General features: G+C 60.9%; 16 protein-coding genes. 8 read left to right on the forward strand and 8 right to left on the reverse strand.

The annotated features are described in order from the left end of the window. Positions 1–1,736 (reverse strand): beta strand repeat-containing protein (locus ABH945_RS30820; RefSeq protein WP_429253182.1); only part of this gene is annotated, 1,736 nt, incomplete at its 3' end. 491 nt (positions 1,737–2,227) lie between these two features. Then, on the reverse strand, positions 2,228–3,658 hold the full coding sequence (locus ABH945_RS30825; protein ID WP_429253183.1) for an MFS transporter: 1,431 nt from the start codon (positions 3,656–3,658) through the stop codon (positions 2,228–2,230). Positions 3,659–3,955: 297 nt separating this feature from the next. Here ABH945_RS30825 and ABH945_RS30830 point away from each other — a divergent pair, with 297 nt between their 5' ends. After that, complete coding sequence (locus ABH945_RS30830) at positions 3,956–5,374, forward strand: inorganic phosphate transporter (RefSeq protein WP_429253184.1); 1,419 nt, start codon at positions 3,956–3,958, stop codon at positions 5,372–5,374. Between the two features lie 73 nt (positions 5,375–5,447). Here the strand turns inward: ABH945_RS30830 and ABH945_RS30835 are convergent, their stop codons facing one another. From ABH945_RS30835 to ABH945_RS30845, 3 genes are all read right to left on the reverse strand, one after another. Then, the gene (locus ABH945_RS30835; RefSeq protein ID WP_074771742.1) at positions 5,448–5,819 is read right to left on the reverse strand and encodes a DUF1842 domain-containing protein; all 372 of its coding nucleotides are present in this window, start codon (positions 5,817–5,819) and stop codon (positions 5,448–5,450) included. A 476-nt stretch (positions 5,820–6,295) separates the two neighbouring features. Next, on the reverse strand, positions 6,296–7,618 hold the full coding sequence (locus ABH945_RS30840; protein WP_429253185.1) for an MFS transporter: 1,323 nt from the start codon (positions 7,616–7,618) through the stop codon (positions 6,296–6,298). A 182-nt stretch (positions 7,619–7,800) separates the two neighbouring features. Next, positions 7,801–8,538, reverse strand: coding sequence for an SDR family oxidoreductase (locus tag ABH945_RS30845; RefSeq protein ID WP_429253186.1), 738 nt, complete (start codon positions 8,536–8,538; stop codon positions 7,801–7,803). 104 nt (positions 8,539–8,642) lie between these two features. Between ABH945_RS30845 and ABH945_RS30850 the strand changes: the two genes are divergently transcribed. Further along, a complete protein-coding gene (locus tag ABH945_RS30850; RefSeq protein WP_074771745.1) occupies positions 8,643–9,560 on the forward strand; it encodes an AraC family transcriptional regulator in 918 nt (305 codons plus the stop codon). Between the two features lie 26 nt (positions 9,561–9,586). Here ABH945_RS30850 and ABH945_RS30855 read toward each other — a convergent pair whose 3' ends face one another. Together ABH945_RS30855 and ABH945_RS30860 are read right to left on the reverse strand one after the other, a co-directional pair. Beyond that, positions 9,587–10,264: a hypothetical protein gene (locus ABH945_RS30855; RefSeq protein ID WP_429253275.1), complete on the reverse strand. Its 678-nt coding sequence runs from the start codon at positions 10,262–10,264 to the stop codon at positions 9,587–9,589. Continuing rightward, a complete protein-coding gene (locus ABH945_RS30860; RefSeq protein WP_429253187.1) occupies positions 10,261–11,667 on the reverse strand; it encodes a selenium-binding protein SBP56-related protein in 1,407 nt (468 codons plus the stop codon). Before ABH945_RS30860 ends, ABH945_RS30855 begins: the two co-directional genes overlap by 4 nt. Before the next feature lie 299 nt (positions 11,668–11,966). On the opposite strand from ABH945_RS30860, the gene tauA reads away from it, so the two are divergent. The 3 genes from tauA to ABH945_RS30875 are packed head-to-tail and all read left to right on the forward strand — an operon-like array spanning position 11,967 to position 14,634. Beyond that, positions 11,967–12,992, forward strand: a complete 1,026-nt coding sequence (gene tauA, locus ABH945_RS30865) for a taurine ABC transporter substrate-binding protein (protein ID WP_429253188.1) — start codon at positions 11,967–11,969, stop codon at positions 12,990–12,992. Beyond that, a complete protein-coding gene (locus ABH945_RS30870; protein WP_074771748.1) occupies positions 12,989–13,783 on the forward strand; it encodes a taurine ABC transporter ATP-binding protein in 795 nt (264 codons plus the stop codon). The genes tauA and ABH945_RS30870 overlap by 4 nt, the downstream gene beginning before the upstream one ends. Continuing rightward, on the forward strand, positions 13,780–14,634 hold the full coding sequence (locus ABH945_RS30875) for an ABC transporter permease subunit (RefSeq protein ID WP_429253189.1): 855 nt from the start codon (positions 13,780–13,782) through the stop codon (positions 14,632–14,634). Before ABH945_RS30870 ends, ABH945_RS30875 begins: the two co-directional genes overlap by 4 nt. Before the next feature lie 305 nt (positions 14,635–14,939). Here ABH945_RS30875 and ABH945_RS30880 read toward each other — a convergent pair whose 3' ends face one another. Then, positions 14,940–15,887, reverse strand: coding sequence for a hypothetical protein (locus ABH945_RS30880; protein ID WP_429253190.1), 948 nt, complete (start codon positions 15,885–15,887; stop codon positions 14,940–14,942). 124 nt (positions 15,888–16,011) lie between these two features. Here ABH945_RS30880 and ABH945_RS30885 point away from each other — a divergent pair, with 124 nt between their 5' ends. From ABH945_RS30885 to tagF, 3 genes are all read left to right on the forward strand, one after another. Next, positions 16,012–16,857 carry a M15 family metallopeptidase gene (locus ABH945_RS30885; protein WP_429253191.1) on the forward strand — a complete coding sequence of 282 codons (846 nt, stop codon included), beginning with the start codon at positions 16,012–16,014 and terminating at the stop codon, positions 16,855–16,857. Between the two features lie 108 nt (positions 16,858–16,965). Continuing rightward, complete coding sequence (tssM, locus tag ABH945_RS30890) at positions 16,966–20,826, forward strand: type VI secretion system membrane subunit TssM (RefSeq protein WP_429253192.1); 3,861 nt, start codon at positions 16,966–16,968, stop codon at positions 20,824–20,826. Then, the gene (gene tagF, locus ABH945_RS30895) at positions 20,823–21,812 is read left to right on the forward strand and encodes a type VI secretion system-associated protein TagF (protein WP_074771753.1); all 990 of its coding nucleotides are present in this window, start codon (positions 20,823–20,825) and stop codon (positions 21,810–21,812) included. Before tssM ends, tagF begins: the two co-directional genes overlap by 4 nt. Positions 21,813–21,815 lie beyond the last annotated feature (3 nt).

The raw sequence follows: 21,815 nt of genomic DNA on the forward strand, positions 1-21,815 counted from the left end.
GTTACTGGCGCAAGCGGGTTGCTTCCTGCTGCGCCTGCGAGCGTGCTCGTCACAGAGTTGACCACACCCGTCACCGGAGCCAGCGGATCACTTCCGGCAGCACCAGCCAGCGTCCCCGTCACCGAGTTGACGAGGCCCGTTACCGGCGCAAGCGGGTTGCTTCCTGCTGCTCCTGCAAGTGTGCTCGTCACCGAGTTGACCACGCCCGTCACCGGAGCCAGCGGATCACTTCCAGAGGCACCAGCCAGCGTACCTGTCACCGAGTTGACGAGGCCTGTTACTGGCGCAAGCGGGTTGCTTCCTGCTGCGCCTGCGAGCGTGCTCGTCACAGAGTTGACCACACCCGTCACCGGAGCCAGCGGATCACTTCCAGCTGCACCAGCCAGCGTACCCGTCACCGAGTTGACGAGGCCCGTTACCGGAGCAAGCGGATTACTTCCCGCTGCGCCTGCAAGCGTGCTGGTTACCGAGTTGACCACGCCCGTCACCGGAGCCAGCGGATCATTTCCAGCCACGCCCCCAAGCGCCCCCGTCAAAGAATTCACGGTTCCAGCGAGTGTGCTCGTTCCCGAGTTGACCGCATTCGTGACCACGCCAACGGTGGAGTCGACGGTATTCGTCACATTGGCCGTCGTCGCATTGACGGCCGTCGTCAAGGTGCCGGCTTCGGAGTTGACCGAATTCGCGAGCGCACCTGTAGTCGCATTTATCGAGTTCGATAAATTGCTGGTTGTCGAGTTAGCCGCGTTCGTCAGCGTACCCGTCACGGAATTCAGTACGCTCGAAACCGGAGCAAGAGGATTGCTGCTTGCAACATTCGACAGCGAAGCGGTCACCGCATTCACGACGCCACTAACCGGTGCCAGCGGATCCGTCCCACCTGCCCCGGCTAACGTACCCGTGATCGTCCCGATCGCCCCAGTAACTGGTGCCAACGGATTGCTTCCCACCGCGCCCGCCAACGCGCCTGTCACCGCCCCAATCGCGCCACTAACCGGTGCCAGCGGATCCGTCCCACCGGCCCCGGCTAACGTACTCGTGATCGTCCCGATCGCTCCGGTAACCGGCGCCAACGGATTGCTTCCCGCCGCGCCCGACAGCGCGCCTGTCACCGCCCCAAGCGCGCCCGTAACCGGCGCCAGCGGATCCGTCCCACCGGCCCCGGCCAACGTACCCGTGATCGTCCCGATCGCCCCGGTAACCGGTGCCAACGGATTGCTCCCCGCCGCGCCCGACAGCGCGCCTGTCACCGCCCCAACCGCGCCCGTAACCGGCGCCAGCGGATCCGTCCCACCTGCCCCGGCTAACGTACCCGTGATCGTCCCGATCGCTCCGGTAACCGGCGCCAACGGATTGCTTCCCGCCGCGCCCGACAACGCTCCTGTCACCGCCCCAATCGCGCCCGTAACCGGCGCCAGCACCCCACTCCCGCCAACCCCCGACAAGCTCCCCAACGATCCCAAAATCCCCGTCAACGGCGCCAACGGCTGGTTGCCCAGGCTAATGGCAAAACCGCCTGCTCCGCCCAAGGCCACGGTCACGCCGCTGATCGACGTCACGCTGCCTGCCGCGCCGCCCACCGCTATCGATCCGGGCGTCGCGATCGCGCCTAGCACCAGGCCCGTGCTCGGCGTGGTCGAATCTGCCAGAGCCGCCCCGCTCGCAGCCATACCAAACGCGGCGGCCGCGCAAAACGCGATTGCCGTAACCGCCGTGCCCGCGAAATTCTTATCCATCTCCATTCCCCTTTTTGTGTTGACGAGTGCCGCGCTGTTGAGTGCACGGCAAGCAATTGCAGAGAACGTGCCAATTTGCGCAACGTCCCTGCAGACGGGCGATGTAGAGACACAGCCCGCGTCAAACGTAGGGAGAACCACGACGGATTACTTCGATAGATTGCCTGATGTCACGTGAGAAACGGGCGATGTTCCGAGCCCACGTAACGTGACGCGCCCCATTTCCAATCCTGAAGCGGCGACAGATATCAACAGCATCAAATAACGTCTGCTGCGGATTCCAAACTAAACAACACGACCTCCAACCAGGCCGAATGAAAATTCATAACGCATCGCCAGACAGGGTCGATCACGACTCAAGCAGGAAATCTCATGGCGGTTCCAAGCATAAAGTCGTAAGCGATCGGCAGAAAAACTCGCGCCGTCAGTTGGAACGAAAAATAAGCGCCACCCGCTTTGCACTGCACGACACCATCAAACCTTGACGCTCGTCACCCAGCACCCTTTCGTCGATGCCCGGTTACGTGATTGCCTGCATCGGGCGACAAAGAAAACACGTCGGCAATCGCGATCACACTGAACACCGCCACCAGCACAAACGCAATGCTGAAGTCGGACGGCGTCAACGACTGGCCATCGTGGCCGTGCCACCACGCGGCGATCCGCAATGCAATCGCACCGGCCGCGACGCCCATGCCCATGGTCATCTGGCCCAGCGTGCTCGATAAGGTCGACGCGCCGCTCATCTGCTGCTTCGGGACATCGGCGAAACCGAGCGTATTGATCGCGGTGAATTGCAACGACCGCGCGACGCCGCTCACGAACAGCGCAAACAGAATCCAGCCGGATGCCGTCGAAGGCCTCAGCAAACTCATGCTTGCCAGCGTCAACGCGGCAAACGCGCCGTTGAACACGAGCACCGTTCTGAACCCGAAGCGCCGAAGAATTTGCGTCGTGACGAGTTTGGTCGACAGGTTGCCCGCGAATACCGCGAGCGTCAGCAAGCCCGACTGAAACGGGTTCATGCCGAAGCCGACCTGAAACATCAACGGCAGAAGAAACGGTACTGCACCGATCGAGATCCTGAACAGCGATCCGCCGCAAATCGACACCATGAATGTCTTGATCCTGAACGCCGAGAGATCGATCATCGGATGCGCGCTGCGTTGCAAATGAAACCACGCCGCCACGCAAGCCGCGAGACCGATCGCCAGAAACAGCAGCGATGAATGCCACGACGTGCCGACTCGGCCGATCGCCTCCATCGCATACATGACGCAGGTGCCCGCGACGCCGGTCAGCACGAAACCCAGCGCGTCGAACGGACGGCAATCTGCTTCGCGTTCGGTGTTGATGAAGCGCCAGGCGAGCACTATTCCAAGCAAACCGAGCGGCACGTTCAGATAGAAAATCCAGCGCCACGACGAGTACGTCGTGATGAATCCGCCGAGCGGCGGTCCGAGCACTGGCGCAATCAACCCGGGCCACGTGATGATCGAAATCGCGCGCATCAGGTTTTCTTTGGGCGTGACGCGCAGCACCGCGAGCCGCCCGACCGGCACCATCATCGCGCCGCCGATGCCCTGCAAAATCCGCGCACCGGTGAACTCGACGAGGTTGTCGGTCATCCCGCAGAGCATCGATGCGCCGGTGAAAATGGCGAGCGCCGTGGCGAACACCGTGCGGACACCGACCCGATCGGCAATCCATCCGCTGATCGGGATAAACACGGCGAGCGTCAACAGATACGACGTGATGCCGATACTCAACTCCACCGGCCTGATATGAAACGACTGCGCCATTTGCGGCAACGCGGTCGCGATGATCGACCCGTCGAGGTTCTCCATGAACAACGCGGCCGCGACCAGCGAGGTAATTAGTGCGGAACTTCCCTGGCGCTCGGTGGCGGATGAAGCCGACATCGGCAAATACTCCCTGAATTGCGGGCTGAAATAGCGAAAAAAACGAAACATGCGGACAACGGGGCTGCCCTGTCAGCGAGCCGCCTCGTTGTTCACGATTTTAAGGGTGAACCCTCGCGGCCAGTCTGCGTGTTCCTCGTACGTACGCTGTCCCTCTGTAAGCGAAATGGAAACACCCGGCGATCGTCTGCGTAACAAAAGCGTCATGGTAACGATTTACGATCGACTGTTCGCATTCACGGAGCAGTGTCGGCCGACATCCGCGAGTTGTCCCTCTCCTTCCCTAAGGGAGCGCGAATGCTCGTGCACTTCACCCCGTCCTCGGGTATCGTCGTCGGCATGCTGGTGGTGTGCCTGGTCATGGTGCTCGTATTCGAAGCGACGAACGGTTTTCATGACACGTCGAACGCCGTCGCCACTGTCATCTACACGCAATCGCTGAAGCCCGTACAAGCCGTCGTCTGGTCGGGCCTTCTGAACTTTATCGGCGTGATGGTGGGCGGTATCGCGGTCGCCTACGCGCTGGTCGAGATTCTCCCTCCCGATGTCCTGACTCCACCCGACGGCTCGCCCGCTGTGCCGATGCTCGTGTCGATCTTCGCGGCGGCACTGTTCTGGAACGTGCTGACATGGGCGTTCGGCATTCCGAATAGCAGTTCTCATTGCATCATCGGCGCGTTGATTGGCGTGGCCGTCGCCGACGCGCTTCTGAAATCGCGCAGCGTGGTTCAGGGCGTGGACTGGAAGCAGATCATCACGGTACTCGAAGGACTCGCGCTATCGCCCGTGCTGGGCTTTCTGCTCGCGGGCGGCCTCTATGGCCTGCTGAAACTCATCGTGCGCAGCGGACATCTGTTCGAGCCGCCCAAGGAAGGCCAACCACCGGTCTGGTGGCTGCGCGGCCTGCTGATACTCACATGCACGTCGGTCAGCTTTTCTCACGGCACCAATGACGGCCAGAAAAGCATCGGCCTGATCATGCTGACGATCATCGGGTTATTGCCCGCCGCCTATGCGCTCAATCCTGACGCGACCGGTCAACTGACGCAACTGAGCGAGCATGCCGCAGCGGCAATTCCTCTCATCGAAAAATATGGCGACGACGTCAAGCCTCACGCGTTGCAAGCAGCGCAGATGCTGCGCGACGCGCGAACGTCGCTGCAAAAGCAGGCTTCGGAACTGCAATCGAAGGAACAGCATGTCGACGGCGAGCGAGCCACGCGCGCGCAATTGCGCGGCGCGATTTACGACGTCGTATCGCAGATGAAGCACGTCGGCGAGGTCAAATCGGCGACGTCTGCCGACAAGAAAGAGGCTGCCGATCTTCTCAAACAGATGAGCCTGCCCGTTCAATACGCGCCGCTGTGGGTTCGCATGTTGAGTGCCGTCTGCCTGGGAATCGGCACGATGGTCGGCTATAAACGGGTGGTACGCACGCTCGGCGAGCGGATCGGCAAACAGCACATGACGCCGGGTCAGGGTGCGAGCGCGGAGTTGATCGGCTCATTGCTGATCGGCACAGCGGGATTCACGGGGCTGCCGGTGAGCACCACCCACATCATCACGTCAGGGATTGCGGGGACGATGGCGGTCGGCGGACAGGGTCTGCAACGCGGCATGATGGTTCGCATCGTGATCACGTGGCTGGTGACGCTGCCGGTCACGATCGGCCTTTCTGCAGGGCTGTTTTATGTGCTGGCGAATCCGCGCTTCTAGTCGCGGCGCCGACACTTACGCCCGATAGACGGCGTGCCGGGTCATGCGGCCCGGAACGCCGTCGCAGCCGTTACTACGACGAATGAACGGGCACGTTCTTCACGCCGATCGAGCCCAGCTTGAAGTCGCCGTAGCCGTTCCACTTGGTATCGACCCACAGGACCGCGGAGAACTGCTCCAGAAACGTTCCGATCGCGGGCGGCGGCAGGACGTGCGGATACGTGCCTTCGAGCAGCACGACATTGGTTTCCGACTGATTGCCAAGAGCGTGAATGGTGCCCGACACCCTGATCTCGGCATCCAGCGGCGGATTCGTCGCCTGCGTGATTCGAACGATGCCCGACACGCTTCCCGACGGCGGATTGACCAGAAGCGAGAAGTGAAGGATCGGTGCGCCCGGAATGTTCTTTCCGGCAGTCCCGTCTACTTTGTAGAGTTGGTCCATGATTATTTCCAGATTGTTCAGCGGTTAATGAGCACAGCAATTGAATGCAGAAAACTAACGTCATAGAACGACAACTGGTTCGCCTCATCACACGTTGGCGTGCGAAGGCGCATCGGCAATCTTGAACCCAAAGGGAAATCGGTGAATCCGAGAGGATATGTCTGTCCGGTTGCCTTCATTCGTCGCTGCAATGAAGAAGCAATCGTCAGAAAACGACAGCGCCACAAACGGTCAGGCGCCTGATTGAAGCCCTCGCTGCCTTTGGCCTTTATTTTTTTATCCGACCCAGCGAGAGACAGGATGCTATCGGCGGCAGACTCTCACAACCTGTCAACATTGCGAGGGATAAAGATACTTCGCGGCAGTTCAATAGAGGAGAACCTGTTTCAATTAACGAATGACCGGCTTTTTACCGTGCAGCCAGCGAGTGACCTCGCAAACCGAAGTCGACTCCGCTGCCTGTAACAGTCCCCGTGTTATGCGGTCGCCACTTCCGCGTCTTCCATAATCGGCTTGCGCGCCATGCACCAGTAGAACGGTGCTGCGCATGCCACAATGAACCCGCCCGAAATAAAGGCGAGTGCATACGAGCCAGTATGGTCGACGATGAAGCCCGCCACGAGAGGCGAAAACGCGCCGCCGAAATAGCCGCCGAAGTTCTGAATCGCACTCACCGACGCCACCATCGACGACGGCGCGATATCGGACGCCAGTGCCCAAGCCGAACCGATCATCGCGGCAAGAAACGCGAGGCCGACCGTGAACAGAACGAGCGTCGCATTCAACGAATCGGCGAACGGCAATGCGACCGCGCACACGCCTGCACCGACGGCGCAACACGCAATCAACAGGCGCTTCGCGCCAATCGCCGTAGCGAGATGGCGATCGACAAGCTTCTTCGCCAGATACCCGATCGCGATTTCACCCAGTGCGCCACCAACCCAGGGAATGCCCGCGACGGCACCGAGTTGTGCAAACGAGATATGGAACCGGTCGAGCAGATACAGCGGCAAGAACACAAGAAAAATGTTCCAGAGCCAGATCGTGCAGAAGTACCCGAGAATCATCCCCCACACGCTACGGCGCACAAAAAGCCCACGCCATTTGAGCGAGGACGTCGCGAGCGAACGCTCATGGCCGCCGCCGCCCGCTTCGATGTATCCGAGTTCATCTTTCGATAAGCGTTTGCTGTCGCGTGGATTGCGATACAGCATCAGGAACAGCAGCGCGAAGGCAATCCCGAACGCGCCTGTTACGTGAAAGAGCGAGCGCCAGCCGAACGCAATCATCAACGCAACGAGTAGTGCGGGAGCCAGCGCGGGTCCCCATTTCGATGACGAGTCCCAGATGCCGGTCGCAAAGCCGCGCTCCTTGGCGGGAAACCACGCCGCGGTTATTTTCGCCGCAGTAGGCCAGCATGGGGCTTCGCCCACGGCGAGCAATGCACGCATCACCACCAGCGCAGCGATCGAACCCACCACGCCCGTCAGCCATGTCGCGATACTCCACCAGATCATGCCGATAGCGTACGCACGCTTCGCGCCGAATCGATCGATCAGCCATCCTGCTGGCAACTGCATCATCGCGTAGGTCCACGCGAATACGCTGCCGAGCAGACCGATCTGTGTGCGGGTCAGGCCGAGTTCCTGAATCATTCCAGGCGCCGCAATCGACAGACTTGCACGATCCAGATAATTGATGATGCCGCCCATCAGCAGCCAGATCAGCACATGCCAGCGGTAACTCATGCGAGTGGTTTGACTCGCGGCGGGCGATACGGGAATGGTTTGCTTGTCCAACTCGTGTCTCCGTCCGGATGGCCGTTGTGGCCATTCATCGTTGTTTTTGGCGTGTCGCCGCGTTGTGCGTTGTTCGTCTGCGAACGCACTGCACGCCAGTGTACGGACGGAAACCTTTCTACTCCAATGTCGAAACCGAATGGGTCGATACCGTTTCCGTTATCGACTCTTGCTGACCGGCGTTATTCAACCAACGCCAAAGCGTCGGCACCGGCCACGAGACGAACCGGACTCGACGGGTCGTTCACCGCGCGCCACACGGCTTCGGAGACATCGTCGGCGGTCGTGACAACAGACGACTGTGCCCATTGCGCGAACACATCCTGCGCGAGCCCGGCGTACGCTTCGGGGATCGTGCCTTGCATCCGCGTCTGCGCGTTTTCCCCGAAACGGGTGGTTGGCGCGCGCCCCGGCAGCACCAGACTCACGCGAATGTCGAATGGCTGAAGTTCAAGCGCAAGCGATTCCGTGAACGCGTTCACCGCCGCTTTGCTCGCGGAGTAGATAGCAAGGAGAGGCAGCGATTTCAACGTCACGCTCGACGTGACGTTCACGATCACCCCTGCTTTCCGCTGTCTGAATTGAGGCAGCACAGCTTGCGTCATCGCCATCGTGCCAATGGTGTTGGTCTCGAAGATTTCGCGCGCGCGGCCCATTGAGATGCCTTCGAGAGCGCCCAGCAAACCGATTCCCGCATTGTTGACGAGTACGTCGATCGGTCCCGCTGCGTCCACCGCCTGGCGAATGCTCTCAGCGTCCGTGACGTCGAGCGCGAGCACGCGCAGCCGCTCCGAACGAGGCAACAGGTCTTCGCGCGGCGTACGCATCGTCGCAATCACCTTCCAGTCGCGATCGAGAAAATACCGCGCGATTTCCAGGCCGAAGCCTGACGAGCATCCGGTGATCAGAATTGTTTTCATCGAGAATTCCCGTAATGGTGGGGTTGGCAGTCCTCAAACGATAAAGCGTCGAACCTGGACTTGCTACAATCGAACGTCCAGATTTCATTTGCAGGAGTCCTGCCGTGACCGATCCGCTTGCCGAAGTTGTGCTGCTGCTCCAGCCTGGCGCACCGTTTTCGAAGGTCGTCAGCGGATCGGGGGCGTGGCGTGTTCGACGTTTCGACGTCGGGCAGCCCTTCTACTGGGCGATCCTCGAAGGTTCGTGCCGCCTGAGTGTCGAAGGACAGGAACCGCTAGATCTCCACGAAGGCGACTTCGTTCTGATTCCTTCGTCGTCCGGGTTCGCGGTGTCGAGTGCCGAACCGGCTCCACCGGACGACCTCGATACCGTTCCCGTCGCGTTGCTCGACGGCAAGTTCCGGCTCGGCGATCAAAGCGGCCCGGCTAATGTTCTGATGCTGGTGGGACATTGCGTCTTCGGTTCGCCGGATGCTGCATTGCTGGTTTCGCTGCTTCCGCAACTCGTTCACGTTCGCGGCGAGAAGCGGCTCGCGACGCTCATGCAGCTTGTCGGCGAGGAATCCCGCGCACGACGTCCTGCCCGCGAGGTGGTACTGGAAAGGCTAATGGAGGTACTTCTGATCGAAGCGCTCAGGTCGACGGCGGGCATGGGAACGGCGCCTGGTTTATTGCGTGGACTCGCCGATGCCCGACTCGCGGTCGCGATCCGGCAGATGCATGAGAGCCCCACCCGCGCATGGACGGTCGCGCAACTCGCGAAAGAAGCCGCGTTATCCCGCTCGGCATTCTTCGCGCGATTCACTCAGGCGTTAGGCGTCGCGCCGATGGAGTACCTGCTCGCGTGGCGCATGGCATTGGCGAAGAACCTGCTGCTGCGCAACGAGGTGAGCGTCTCGGAAGTCGCGCAACGGGTCGGCTATAGCTCCGCGAGCACGTTCAGCGTTGCGTTCACCCGTCATGTGGGATTGCCGCCGTCGCGATATGCGATGACGCAGATCGAATCCGCACTCGTTCTTTAACGACGAGTGCAGCGTGAAATCGCCATTCACATTGCTACATTGAAGGCGACATTCGAAAGCGACAGCATGCCGACCACGATGAGGCTAACCGCCCAGACCCGATCCAGATTGAACCAGCTCCGCGACACGAATCTGAGCCCAAGATAGCGATACACCAGCCACGCCAGAAGTCCGCCGCCGGTCACCATCGCGGCACCATGCGCGGCGGACACCAGCAACGCCATCCACAGGTTATCCGCGATCAACACCTGTGCTGCGTGGTGCGCGTGATCCATGCCGTATGACCGGCAGAGGCCGAGATAGATCGGGACCAGCATCAGCCCGGCCCCGTGCGCAATCGCGATCGCAAACGACCAGAGCGCGAGACGCGTAGGCGGAATGCGCGCCAGCATCCGGGGATGGCGTCGCCAGATCAGCAGGCCGACACCGAACGCAATGACCAGCACGCTCGCGCCGCCCTGTATCGCGCGTTGCCATTCGAGCAGGACCGCGAGCAGCGCAAACGGCAGCATCACCGAGAACATCGCGAGCACGTGTCCGGCGGCGAGATAGGCCAGCGCGGTAAACAACGCCCGCGCGCGTCGTTGAAACAAGCCGTTCGAGACAGCAAGCGGCCATCCCATTGCGGGATTGATGCCGTGATAAAGACCGCTTGCGAGAATGGCGAGCCAGAGGCCGGTGCGCGACCACTCTCCGCCGATCAAACGCCCACCGACGGATAGCAAAACGAGTCGGTCGAGCAATCTCCGCCTTCCAGGCGGATCTGATGCGCACGATAGCCGGCGGGAAAGGTCACCCAGTAATCGTCGGCGAGCTTAAGTCCGCCGCCCGGTTCCGCGTGCGCCATGACCTGCGCCGCCGGCACACCGTCTGGATAGAACTGGTTGTCCCACGTCGAATAAAGCGAGTTGGTCCAGTAGACCCGTTTGCCATCGCGGCTGATCTCGACCATCTGCGGGCCGCCTGCGAACGTCTCCCCATTCGGATGTGGCGTGCGCCGCACAATTCCGCCGATATGAACCGAGCCCGTCAACTTCGGCTTGCGCGGTTCCGTCACATCGTACTGACGCATTTCACCAGTGCCCCAACACGCGACATACAGGAATTTGTCGTCGATCGAAAGATCGATATCAGTCACGAGCGGCGGCACCGCGCCGAACCCCTGCAGCAACGGCGGCAGCAATTCGGCGGCCGCGGGCTCAGCCGGAATGGTCGCGGTCTTCTCGATATGAAACTGTCCGCCTTCGCGCCACCAGGTCCAGATCGATCCTTCCAGATTGGTCGTATCCACCACCACGCCGACGAACCCGTACTCGCGGCTCGGATCGTGCGCGGGCCGCACTTCGAGCGCCATCTGATGATTCGCGCCGAGGTCGAGCGTCTGCACATTGCGCCTTGCGCGCAAATCCCAGAAGTGGATACGGTGCCCGTATTTGTTCGACAGCAAGTCCTCGGGCACGATGCCGTTTTCGAATTGCGGCGGCAGCGCCCACTCGCTCGACACCATATAGTCGCGCGGCAGATTCCACCAGAAATCGTAGTGCTTCTCCTGCGCACCGCGATCTATTTCCCAGCGGCCGAGAACCTCGAACGTTTCGCAATCCATGATGAAGATTCCCGGCGGCCCGTCTGTGCCATCCGGCCCTGCGCCGCCCAGCGTGCTGACGTAAATACCCTCGGGCCCGCAATGAACCGTATGCGGACGCGAATAGCCTGTTTTGCGGAAGATTTCCTCGGGCTCGATGATCTTGTGAATCCGCGCCTGGGTCGGATGCGGCTTGGTGTCGACGATATAGATACGCGACGACCGCATGCCGGGAATGATCAGATAGCGGCGTTCGAGAAACGCATGCCCGGTAAGCGGCGACAGCGACGATGAACACGCATTCCAGCCGAAATGATGGAATTCATCGCCCTTGTTCGGCACCGACACCGTATGAACGACCTGGCTGTAAGTCGGCGAGCCGGGTTGCACGTCGATCACGGCGAGCGCGTCGGGCCGCGAGAAATCCGGGCTCAGCAGGAGCGTGTACGCGAAGTCTTCCGCGGGCGCGTCCATCGCGAGTTTGGGAGAGGCGTGAAAAGTGGGATCGGGGCGCATACCCATGGCAGGGCTCTCCTTGGTTTATCCGGCTTTGGCGGCAAACGAAATAGGCGGACGTTTATTAACGTTTTCTGCTCCCACTCGCCTGGCTGCTAGATTTGTAGTCCACGGGCACGGGGAGATCAACCGAAAGTTGGCGGCGTCCCGGCTTTCCTTTTCGTCATAGGCTCTCTCCTTCCGGAAACGGCGGTCGGCGTTCGCAAAGAACGTGATTTGCAATGCATGAATGGTTCGAACTGGCGGCGTATGGATTGCTTATAGTTGAACGCCTAAACCAAATCTCACCAGGATCGGGGTCTTTGATGAAACCACTGCTTTCCTCGCTGCGAATCGCCGCCGCCGGCATCGCCCTTTTCGCTACCGCCATCGGCGTTGCGCACTCCGCCGAACCACGCGAAGTCGTGATCGGCTATCAGGACATGGTGGTGCCGTGGCGATACGCGCAGGTCAGCGGCGCAGTCGAAAAAGCCACCGGTTATAAAGTGACCTACCGCAAGCTCGCGAGCGGCGCCGACGTGATCCGCGCGCTGGCGTCGGGTTCGATCCAGCTCGGCGAGGCAGGCTCCAGTCCGATCGCGGCAGGTCTGTCGCAAGGCGTCGATATTTCGCTGTTCTGGATTCTCGACAACATCAACGATGCAGAAGCTTTAGTGGCAAGAGACGGTTCCGGCGTGACGAAGCTGACCGATCTCAAGGGCCACAAGATCGGCTTGCCGTTTGTATCGACCTCGCATTTTCATGCACTCGTTGCGCTGCAAAATGCTGGCGTGGACCCGTCGACCGTGAAGATCCTCAACCTTCGCCCGCCCGAAGTCGCGGCCGCGTGGGAGCGTGGCGATATCGACGCGACTTACATCTGGGACCCGGTTCTCGCGAAAGTGAAGAAGAACGGCAAAGTGCTGATTACGTCCGGGGAAGTGGCGCGCGAATCGGGCAAAGCGACCTTCGACGGCTTCGCGGTGAATCGCAAGTTTGCGCAGGATAACGATGCATTCCTGGTCGGCCTGGTCAAGGTACTCGCCGACACCGACGCGCAGTATCGCGATCACAAGGCCGCGTGGACGTCCGGCTCGAAGGAAGTCGAAGGTGTAGCGAAAGAGTCGGGCGCGAATGCTGCCGACGTCCCCGCCAGCCTCGCGCTCTACGCGTTTCCGACGCTGACGGACCAGGCGTCGTCGACGTGGCTCGGCGGTGGCGCGCAGAGCGGCGCGGCGAAGTCCCTTGCCGCAACGGCGGCTTTCCTCAAGTCGCAAGGCACGATACAGAACGTGCTGCCCGACTACTCGGCGGGTGTCGATCCGCGCTTCGTGCAGCAAGCGGCCAAATGAGCACGCTGGAAATTCGCGGGCTGGGCGTCACCTATGAAGGTGCGTCGACGCCCGCACTCGAAGGCGTCGACCTGCAGATAGAGAGCGGCGAATTCGTGGTCGCACTCGGCGCGTCCGGGTGCGGCAAGACGACGTTGCTGAACTGTCTTGCCGGGTTCATCGATCCAACCTCGGGGTTCGCAAAACTGAATGGCGAGCCGATCGACGGACCGGGCGCGCAACGTGGTGTCGTGTTCCAGAAGTACGCGCTGATGCCGTGGCTCAACGTGCTCGACAACGTCGCGCTCGGCTTGCGCTTTCAGGGCGTCGATCGTAAGCGCCGTCGCGAAATCGCACGCGAAACGCTGGCGCTGGTCGGCCTCGACAAACACGCGGACGCACGTGTGTACGCGCTCTCCGGCGGCATGCAGCAACGCGTGGGCATTGCCCGCGCACTCGCGAGCGATCCACAGGTTCTGTTGATGGATGAACCGATGGGCGCACTCGACGCACTTACGCGCGAAACCATGCAGGAACTCGTGCTCGATGTTTGGGGCCGCACGCGCAAGACCATATTCTTCATCACTCATAGCGTTGAAGAAGCGCTGTTTCTCGCCACGCGCCTCGTTCTCATGACGCCTGGTCCCGGCCGAATCGCCGAAAGTCATGAGTTGCCTTTCGCGCAACAGTTTCTCGCTTCGCGCGACGCGCGCGCAGTGAAGTCGTCACCGGAATTCATTCAGTGGCGCGAGCGTCTCGTGCGACGCCTGCATGGCGAGCCACACGTCGCACGTGAGGCGGCGCTGTCATGAGCAGCATTGAATCGCTGGCTTCGTCCGCACCGGCAAAGAAGCGCGAAGTGCGGCGCCGCAAGCCTCGGCGCGGTCTTCCCGGCGAAGGTTCGACCGTTGCGCTGAGCCTCACCTCTGTCGCTGCGATTGCGGCGCTGTGGTGGGCCGCGACCTTCTTTCACTGGATTCCGCCGCTCTTTCTGCCGTCGCCACAAGCTGTCTGGACCGCATTCGTCGATGCATGGAACGGTCGGATCCAGGGCGGCCTGCCGCTCTCCGAGCATTTGATGTGGAGCGCGATTCGCGTATTCGGCGCATTTGCACTGGCGAGCCTGACCGCTGTTCCTGTCGGCATTCTGATGGGCGTGAGCCGGATTGCGCGCGGCCTGCTCGATCCGCCGCTCGAGTTCTATCGACCGCTGCCGCCGCTCGCTTATCTGCCGCTGGTCGTCATCTGGTTCGGTATCGACGAGACCGCGAAGCTGATCGTGATTTACCTCGCATGCTTTGCGCCAGTTGCAATGGCCGCGCGCGCCGGGGCGCGTAGCGCGACCGCCGAACAGGTCAATGCCGCTTATTCGCTTGGCGCAAGCTTTCCTCAGGTCGTCCGGCATGTCGTGCTGCCCGCCGCATTGCCCGAAATATTGACGGGCTTGCGAATCGCCATCGGCTTTGGATGGACGACACTGGTCGCCGCCGAAATGGTCGCGGCGACTGCGGGCCTGGGACAAATGGTGCTCAACGCATCCAGTTTTCTGCGTACCGATGTGGTTGTGATGGGAATCGTGCTGATCGGTCTGATCGCATGGACTTTCGACCTCGGAATGCGCGCACTCGAACGGCGTCTCGTGCCGTGGCGCGGAAAGTCCTAACGCACCGCGAATGGCGGTCGGCGAAAATGCGAATTCAACCATTGCATTTTCGCCGTTTAAAAATAAAGATTCAAATCGCCAGGGTGACACAAACCGCACTGAATTCAATTCAGATACGCATTGCAATTGACACGATATCTGTGAATGAACGTGTTTAATACGGCATCGGCATCTGACTTACGATGCTTGCAATTGGAGATTGCCAATATTGTATGAACGTCGAACGCCCCGTTGATCCGACCGTTTGCGGCAGGCGAGTCAATTGTTTTAAACGTGGCGCTTGCTCACGCTCAACGATTAAACCATCATGGACGCCGCGAATCCGATTGAGGACATGAAGGATCTTTACCCCAATGTCCGTCACAAACCCGCCAGCGGCATAATTGCTCTTCAAAGAAACCATTTTTCCCGCAAGCCGCGACCTGTTCAGCGAGATGCGTATTGGCAGGCCGAGTCGACGCACTCACTTTCGACGTTTTCGCGCTAACCGGCGATTTAGGATCGTACGGTTCCGTACGCGATACTAATGCCGCCAGCAAATCGGCATCCGTATCCTCGTGCTTATGCGCGCCGGACTCCGTTTTTTTCGATTGGGCGAGAACCTTGTTATTCGCCGGATGCGTTTTCGAATCGGCAAGCTCATGTTTGCCGCGCGCCTGCACGGAGTCATGATGGCTCTTCCTCGACGCTGAAGCCGATCCCGAACTCGCGACCTCTGCAGGTTTCCTTATCGCCTGGGGTCCGTCATTTTTTGTCTCGGCGGAAGCCACCGTTTTCGCGGACGAAGCCTGATTGTCGCCATCTGCGCCATTGGCAAGCGCGCGTGACAGCCGGCTGTCGTCAGCCGTGCCTGGCGTAGACGCGCCGTCGGAACTGTCGGAAATGATGGTCGCCGTTTGCGGAGCCGATGCCGGCGCGGCCTGCGATGCGGCGGCGAGTGTCGCGGCGGGCGCGGCCGCGCTGGCAGCCACGGCCGCGGGCGCTTTCACCACCACATTTCCAGTCGCGACCGCCTCGGCAGGCTTGCCCGCTGCATGACGCTGGACGCGCCACGCGCCCCACGAACCCACACACACCACGAGCAGCGCGACGAGAATCAACGGCGTTCTGGAACTGCGCGGCGCATCGGCCTGAGGCTCGACGCGCCCCTCGAGATTGGCAAGAATGCGCGAGCCATTCGCATCGGTGCCATTGCCTGCATTTGAAAGCAGACTCGGCGGTGCTTTGGAATTTGATTTGTCCGGCGCGCTCATTCAGTATCTCGTTGAATTCTGGTTTATTTCGCCGCAATAATAGATGCCTGCCCATCTGGGGCAGGCCTGATTCTATGTTCAAGTATCACAAAATACAATTGCTTCTACTCAACGGGGTTCTGCATTGATTGCCGCCGCACTTACCGCTTATTTTGCAATCGCGGTCGCCATTGCCGCATTGCTGCTGTTACCTGCGGCACGCACGATGTTTTTCGGTGTTATATCCAGTTTGCATAATCGATTTATGCATATTGCTTCGAATAGCACTACTCGCATTTTCGACAACATTTCTCAATCGGCAAGAACTTCGCAATCAGTATTAGTCAATACGAAAAATTTACTCGCGCGTCGTCGCTTGCTGATTTTTACTGCCGCGGGTATTCTTGCGGCGCCGCCATTAGTGGCAATTGCATTTCGTAGTCGACTTTTATTCCAGTACGATGATGATGTCCGCATTCCTGACGAAAAGATTTCAGCATTATTGAATGGCGAACAACTCGTTCCACCTCCGCCGCTCCCGCCCGAGGTATTCGCCACCCAGGAAGTCGAACAGATCCGGCCGGCACTGAAAGACGCAAGCCGCGACTGGAATATGCTCGATCCCGATTTCAGAACGCGTTTGCTGCTCGTCTACAAGATCATGCGTGAGCAATACGGATATGAAATGGCGCTGCTTGAGGGGTACCGGAGTCCCGAGCGGCAGAACCGGCTCGCGCAAATGGGGGGCAACGTCACCAATGCGGCGGCGTTCCAGAGCTATCACCAATACGGCCTCGCTTCCGACAACGCGTTTCTGCGCGACGGCAAGCTGGTCATCAGCGAAAAAGATCCGTGGGCCATGCGGGGCTATCAGTTGTACGGCATGGTCGCCGAACAGGTCGGACTGGTCTGGGGCGGCCGCTGGAAAATGATGGACCTCGGCCACGTCGAATATCACAAACCCGGCTTCGTACTCGGGCGCGGTCACTGACCAGACCGGCCCTATGCGATGCAGCATGTAGCGCTCGAATACGCTTCACCTGTCGTCGAACCGCACGTCACGCGCACGTCACGAATAACTCCAAGACCTGAACGGCTTATGCAACGCATTCTCAACGTGTTGACCCATCCGCGCACGCTATCGATCGTCGGTTTGCTCGCGCTCGCGGCGGCTCTGTTCATCGGCGCCGATGCGCTGCAAATCGATCCACTGTGGCCCGCTGTCGTGCTCGGCGCGGTGATCGCACTCGTGCTGCTGGTGTGGCTCGTGCGCAAACTGCGCGCGCGGCGCGGCAATCGCAAGCTCGGCGAGATGCTCGAACAGCAGGCCGAAACCGGCAAGGTGTCCGCGCCCGTCAAACCGGCCGAACTCGACACGCTGCGCACGCGTCTCGCCGACGCGGTCAAGACGATCAAGACGTCAAAAATCGGCCAGGTGTCGGGCGGTTCCGCGCTTTACGAGTTGCCCTGGTACATCGTGATCGGCAATCCGGCTGCCGGAAAAAGCAGCGCGGTGCTGAATTCGGGTCTGCAATTTCCGTTCGCGGAAAAGAACGACGCGGTGATTCACGGCATCGGAGGCACCCGCAATTGCGACTGGTTCTTCACGACCGAAGGCATTTTGCTGGACACGGCCGGCCGCTATGCGGTGCATGAAGAAGACCGTACCGAGTGGCTCGGCTTTCTCGGTCTGCTCAAACGTTATCGCCCGAAAGCGCCGATCAACGGCATTATCGTGACGGCGAGCATTGCGGAGTTGACCGGCAATCGGCCGGAATTCGCGATCAATCTCGCGAAGAACCTGCGCCAGCGCGTGCAGGAACTCACCGAAAAACTCGAAGTATTCGCGCCGGTTTACGTGATGTTCACGAAGACCGACCTGATTACCGGCTTCGCCGAATTCTTCAGCGACAACGACCGCGCCGAATACGACCGCGTGTGGGGCGCCACCCTCCCCTACTCGCCCGATGAAAAACGCGACGTGGTCGCGCAGTTCGACGAACATTTCGAAGAGCTTTACGACGGCCTGAAAGAAATCAGCGTCGCGCAGATGTCGATCAATCGCGGCAATCGTCTTTCGCCGGGGCAGCTCAGCTTTCCGCTCGAATTCTCGACCATCAAGCCCGCGTTGCGCTCGTTCCTCGCCACGTTGTTCGAGGCGAATCCGTTTCAGTACAAGCCTATTTTCCGCGGCTTTTATTTCACCAGCGCCTTGCAGGAAGGCGAAACGAACAGCGCGGCGACCCAGCGCATCGCCTCGCGTTTCGGACTCAATGCGGACAGCTTGCCGAAGGCTGTCGGCGCGGTGACGAAGAACGGCTTCTTCCTGCGCGACCTGTTTTCGAAGGTCATTTTCGCGGACCGTCAGACCGTCAAGCAGTTTGCCAGTCCGGCGAAAACGCGCATGCGCTATGCGACTTTCTTCGGCTTTGTCGCCGTACTCGCAGTGGCGCTCGGCGGCTGGACCTGGTCGACGATCGGCAACCAGCAACTGGTAGCGAACGTGCAGGCCGATCTCGACAACGTGGTGCGCCTGCAGCAGAACCGCAACGACCTGCAATCGCGCCTGCAGGCGATGGACATTCTCGAAGACCGCATCGACCAGCTCGAACAGTTCCGCCGTGACAAGCCGCTTGCGGTGTCGCTCGGTCTGTATCAGGGCGATCGTCTCGAAGAACATCTGCTGACCGAGTACTACAGCGGCGTGCGCCAGATCATGCTCGCACCGGTGGCGGACAACCTGCAATCGTTCCTGAAGGACGTCAACGCCCACCCCGAGCAGTTGTCGCCGATGACGCACACGCCGGACTCCGGCGCGATTCCGGTGTCGGCGCACTCGGCCATGGCGGCGAACAGTCAGGGCGGCCTGTACAGCGACGCATCGCCCGCCAACGTCGAAGACGCGTATAACGCGCTGAAAACCTATCTGATGCTGTCGGACAAGCGTCATGTGGAAACCGCGCATCTGACCGACCAGATTGCGCGCTTCTGGCGCGGCTGGCTGGAAACGAATCGCGGCAAGATGCCTCGCGACGAGATGATCCGCAGCGCCGAGCGGATGATTACGTTCTACCTGTCGCGCGTTTCCGACGACGACTGGCCGATGGTCGACGAAAATCTGGCGCTCGTCGATCAGACGCGTGAGAACCTGCGCCACGTGGTTCGCGGCATGCCGGCGCGTCAGCGCGTCTACGAAGAAATCAAGGCGCGCGCATCGACCCGCTTTGCGCCGATGACGATCAACCGTATTGTCGGCGACAGCAATTCGAGCCTGATTGCAGGCAGCTACGCAATTCCGGGCACCTTCACGCGCGAAGCGTGGTTCCAGTACGTGCAACCCGCCATCCGCGATGCGGCGACCAAGGAATTGCAGGCGAAGGACTGGGTGCTGAATACGTCCGCGCACGACGACCTGACGCTCGAAGGCAGTCCCGAGCAGATCCAGAAAGCGCTCGTGACGATGTACAAAACCGAGTATGCGCAGCATTGGCAGAAGTTCATGCAGGGCATCGCGGTGCAGAGTTTCGGCAACTTCAATCAGGCAGTCGAAGCGATGAACCGTCTCGGCGACCCGCAGGACTCGCCGATCCGCAAGGTGCTCGAAACCGCCTACGACCAGACCTCGTGGGACAACCCGTCGCTCGCGAATGTCACGCTGAAAGCGGCGCAAAGTGGCGTGACCGGCTGGTTCAAGCAGTGGTTCTCGCGCGCGCCGACCGCGCAGATCAACGCGAATATCGACATCAACGGCAATCCGGTCGAATTGCCGATGGGTCCGATCGGTCAGGAATTCGCCGGACTCGGGCGGATCGTGTCCGCGCACGACAACACGTCGATGCTGCGCGCGTATATGGATTCGTTGTCGAAGGTTCGCACGCGCTTTAACGTGCTGAAGAACCAGGGCGATCCGGGACCGGGCGCGCGTCAGTTGATGCAGCAGACGCTCGACGGCAGCGGCTCCGAACTCGCGGATTCGCTGAAGCTCGTCGACGAACAGATGCTCACCGGCCTCAGCGATTCGCAGCGTAAAGCGCTGCGCCCGCTGCTGGTGCGTCCGCTGGTTCAGGCTTACGCGGTCGTGATCCAGCCCGCCAGCGCCGAGGTCAACAAGGTGTGGAATGCGCAGGTTTATCAACCGTTCCAGACGTCGCTTGCGGGCAAGTACCCGTTTGCATCCGACGCGAAGGTCGAGGCCGGCGCGGCGGAAATCGCGCAGGTGTTCGGGCCGGACGGGGCAGTGGCTAAGTTCGTCGGCACTACGCTCGGGCCGCTCGCCGTGCGTCGCGGCGACACGTTGACGCCGCGCACGTGGGGCGACATGGGGCTCGCGCTGACACCCGACTTCACGTCCGGTTTCGCGCGCTGGGTCGCACCGCTCGCGGGTGGTGCGTCGGGCGCGGCACAAGGTTCGTCCGAGCCGCAAACGGTGTTCCAGTTGTTGCCGCAGCCGAGCACGGGCACGACCGAATACACGATCGCAATCGACGGCCAGCAACTGCGCTATCGCAACACACCGCCGCAATGGACTAACTTCGTGTGGCCGAATCCCGCCGGTTCGCCGGGCGCGACTTTGACCGCGACCACGTTCGACGGCCGCACGCTGCAACTGGTCAACGAGCCGGGTCGTTACGGTCTGGAAAAGCTGATCAACTCGGCTCAGCGCAAGCGTCAGCCTGACGGCACGTTCGACCTCACATGGACTCAGGGCAGCGTCACCGTGTCGATGAGCATGCGCATCATCAGCACGTCGCAGCCGTCTTCGGGCAGCGGCGACGCACCGCAACAGCAGAGCTTGCGCGGCCTGACGCTGCCGTCGTCGGTAGCGGATGTCAGCGCCGGGGCCGCGGTGAATGCGACTGCCGTGGGCTCGCCCGCAGCACCCGGCTCCGCACCGGCGACGTCGACGGCGGCAGTCCCCGCCGCCGCCCGGGCAACCTCGAACACAGGGAGCGCGCAATGACGCAGACCGTGCAGGCGCAAATCGCCTATTTCGGCAAAATCCCGTCGCGCGGCGACTTCGTCAAGAGCGCGCACAATCCGCAGTTGCTGCAGACGCTCGACCGCTGGGTCGCGCAGGCCATGGAACTGCTGGCGGAAGATCCGCGCTGGAAGATCGTCTATGAAGCCGCGAAGCCGTTGCATTTCGCGTTTCTCGGCTCGCGCAGCAAGCTCGCGATTGCCGGGCATATGGTGGTGAGCCACGATGTGTCGTCGCGGCGCTTTCCGTTCCTCGCCGCAACCGCGCTCGAAGTGGACCGCCCGCTCGCGTTCCTCGCGCGCAGCCCGCTGGCGTTCGCGCGGCTATGGTCGCGCATCTCGGCTCAGATGGCTCCGTTGCAGGCCGCTACGGAGCCCTCAGGCGCGTTGCAGGCACTCGGGGATACTCAGGTGCCCATCGAGGTCGCCGGACCCGGCAATCCGCACGATGGCACGTTCAACGATTTCGTCGAACATCAGACACTGTCTGGTCTCGAACAGATGCTGCTGGCAAGCGGCCATCCGGTGCGTCTGCGCGGCGCGATGCTCGCGCTCGGCTCGCTGCTCAAGCCGGTAATGAGCAGCGGCTCGTCGCATCTCGAACGCGGTTTGACGCTGCCGCTGCCGGTCGACCCGTTCTATCGCAGCCTCGTCGCCGCGTTCTGGCTCGAACTGATCGCGCCGTTCGTGTCGCAGGCCGATTTCGAACTCGCGATTTTCATCGGCACGATTGCGGAGCGCGAGCGCCTGGTGATCGGCTTTAACGGCGCGTCGGCGAAAACGCTGCACAGTGTCATCGATCCGCAGGCGTACGCGGCGCACAACATCGATATCGACGATCCCGAATGGATCGACGAACACGCACAGAACGATCATGGCATCAGCAAGCTCGTCAGTTACCTCGATCAACCGCAACTGTCGCTGCGCGTCAGCATCGACACGTTCCGCGAAGCTTTTACAGGGGTTTGAGAC

Origin of the sequence: Paraburkholderia sp. GAS333 (assembly GCF_050435665.1) — a bacterium.
GTDB lineage: Bacteria > Pseudomonadota > Gammaproteobacteria > Burkholderiales > Burkholderiaceae > Paraburkholderia > Paraburkholderia fungorum_A.

What these genes read in the sequence shown, in the direction of transcription:
- ABH945_RS30825 (WP_429253183.1), bottom strand. Translation starts at nt 3,658, where the DNA reads ATGTCGGCTTCATCCGCCACCGAGCGCCAGGGAAGTTCCGCACTAATT.
- ABH945_RS30830 (WP_429253184.1), top strand. Translation starts at nt 3,956, where the DNA reads ATGCTCGTGCACTTCACCCCGTCCTCGGGTATCGTCGTCGGCATGCTG.
- ABH945_RS30835 (WP_074771742.1), bottom strand. Translation starts at nt 5,819, where the DNA reads ATGGACCAACTCTACAAAGTAGACGGGACTGCCGGAAAGAACATTCCG.
- ABH945_RS30845 (WP_429253186.1), bottom strand. Translation starts at nt 8,538, where the DNA reads ATGAAAACAATTCTGATCACCGGATGCTCGTCAGGCTTCGGCCTGGAA.
- ABH945_RS30860 (WP_429253187.1), bottom strand. Translation starts at nt 11,667, where the DNA reads ATGGGTATGCGCCCCGATCCCACTTTTCACGCCTCTCCCAAACTCGCG.
- tauA (WP_429253188.1), top strand. Translation starts at nt 11,967, where the DNA reads ATGAAACCACTGCTTTCCTCGCTGCGAATCGCCGCCGCCGGCATCGCC.
- ABH945_RS30870 (WP_074771748.1), top strand. Translation starts at nt 12,989, where the DNA reads ATGAGCACGCTGGAAATTCGCGGGCTGGGCGTCACCTATGAAGGTGCG.
- ABH945_RS30875 (WP_429253189.1), top strand. Translation starts at nt 13,780, where the DNA reads ATGAGCAGCATTGAATCGCTGGCTTCGTCCGCACCGGCAAAGAAGCGC.
- ABH945_RS30880 (WP_429253190.1), bottom strand. Translation starts at nt 15,887, where the DNA reads ATGAGCGCGCCGGACAAATCAAATTCCAAAGCACCGCCGAGTCTGCTT.
- tssM (WP_429253192.1), top strand. Translation starts at nt 16,966, where the DNA reads ATGCAACGCATTCTCAACGTGTTGACCCATCCGCGCACGCTATCGATC.
- tagF (WP_074771753.1), top strand. Translation starts at nt 20,823, where the DNA reads ATGACGCAGACCGTGCAGGCGCAAATCGCCTATTTCGGCAAAATCCCG.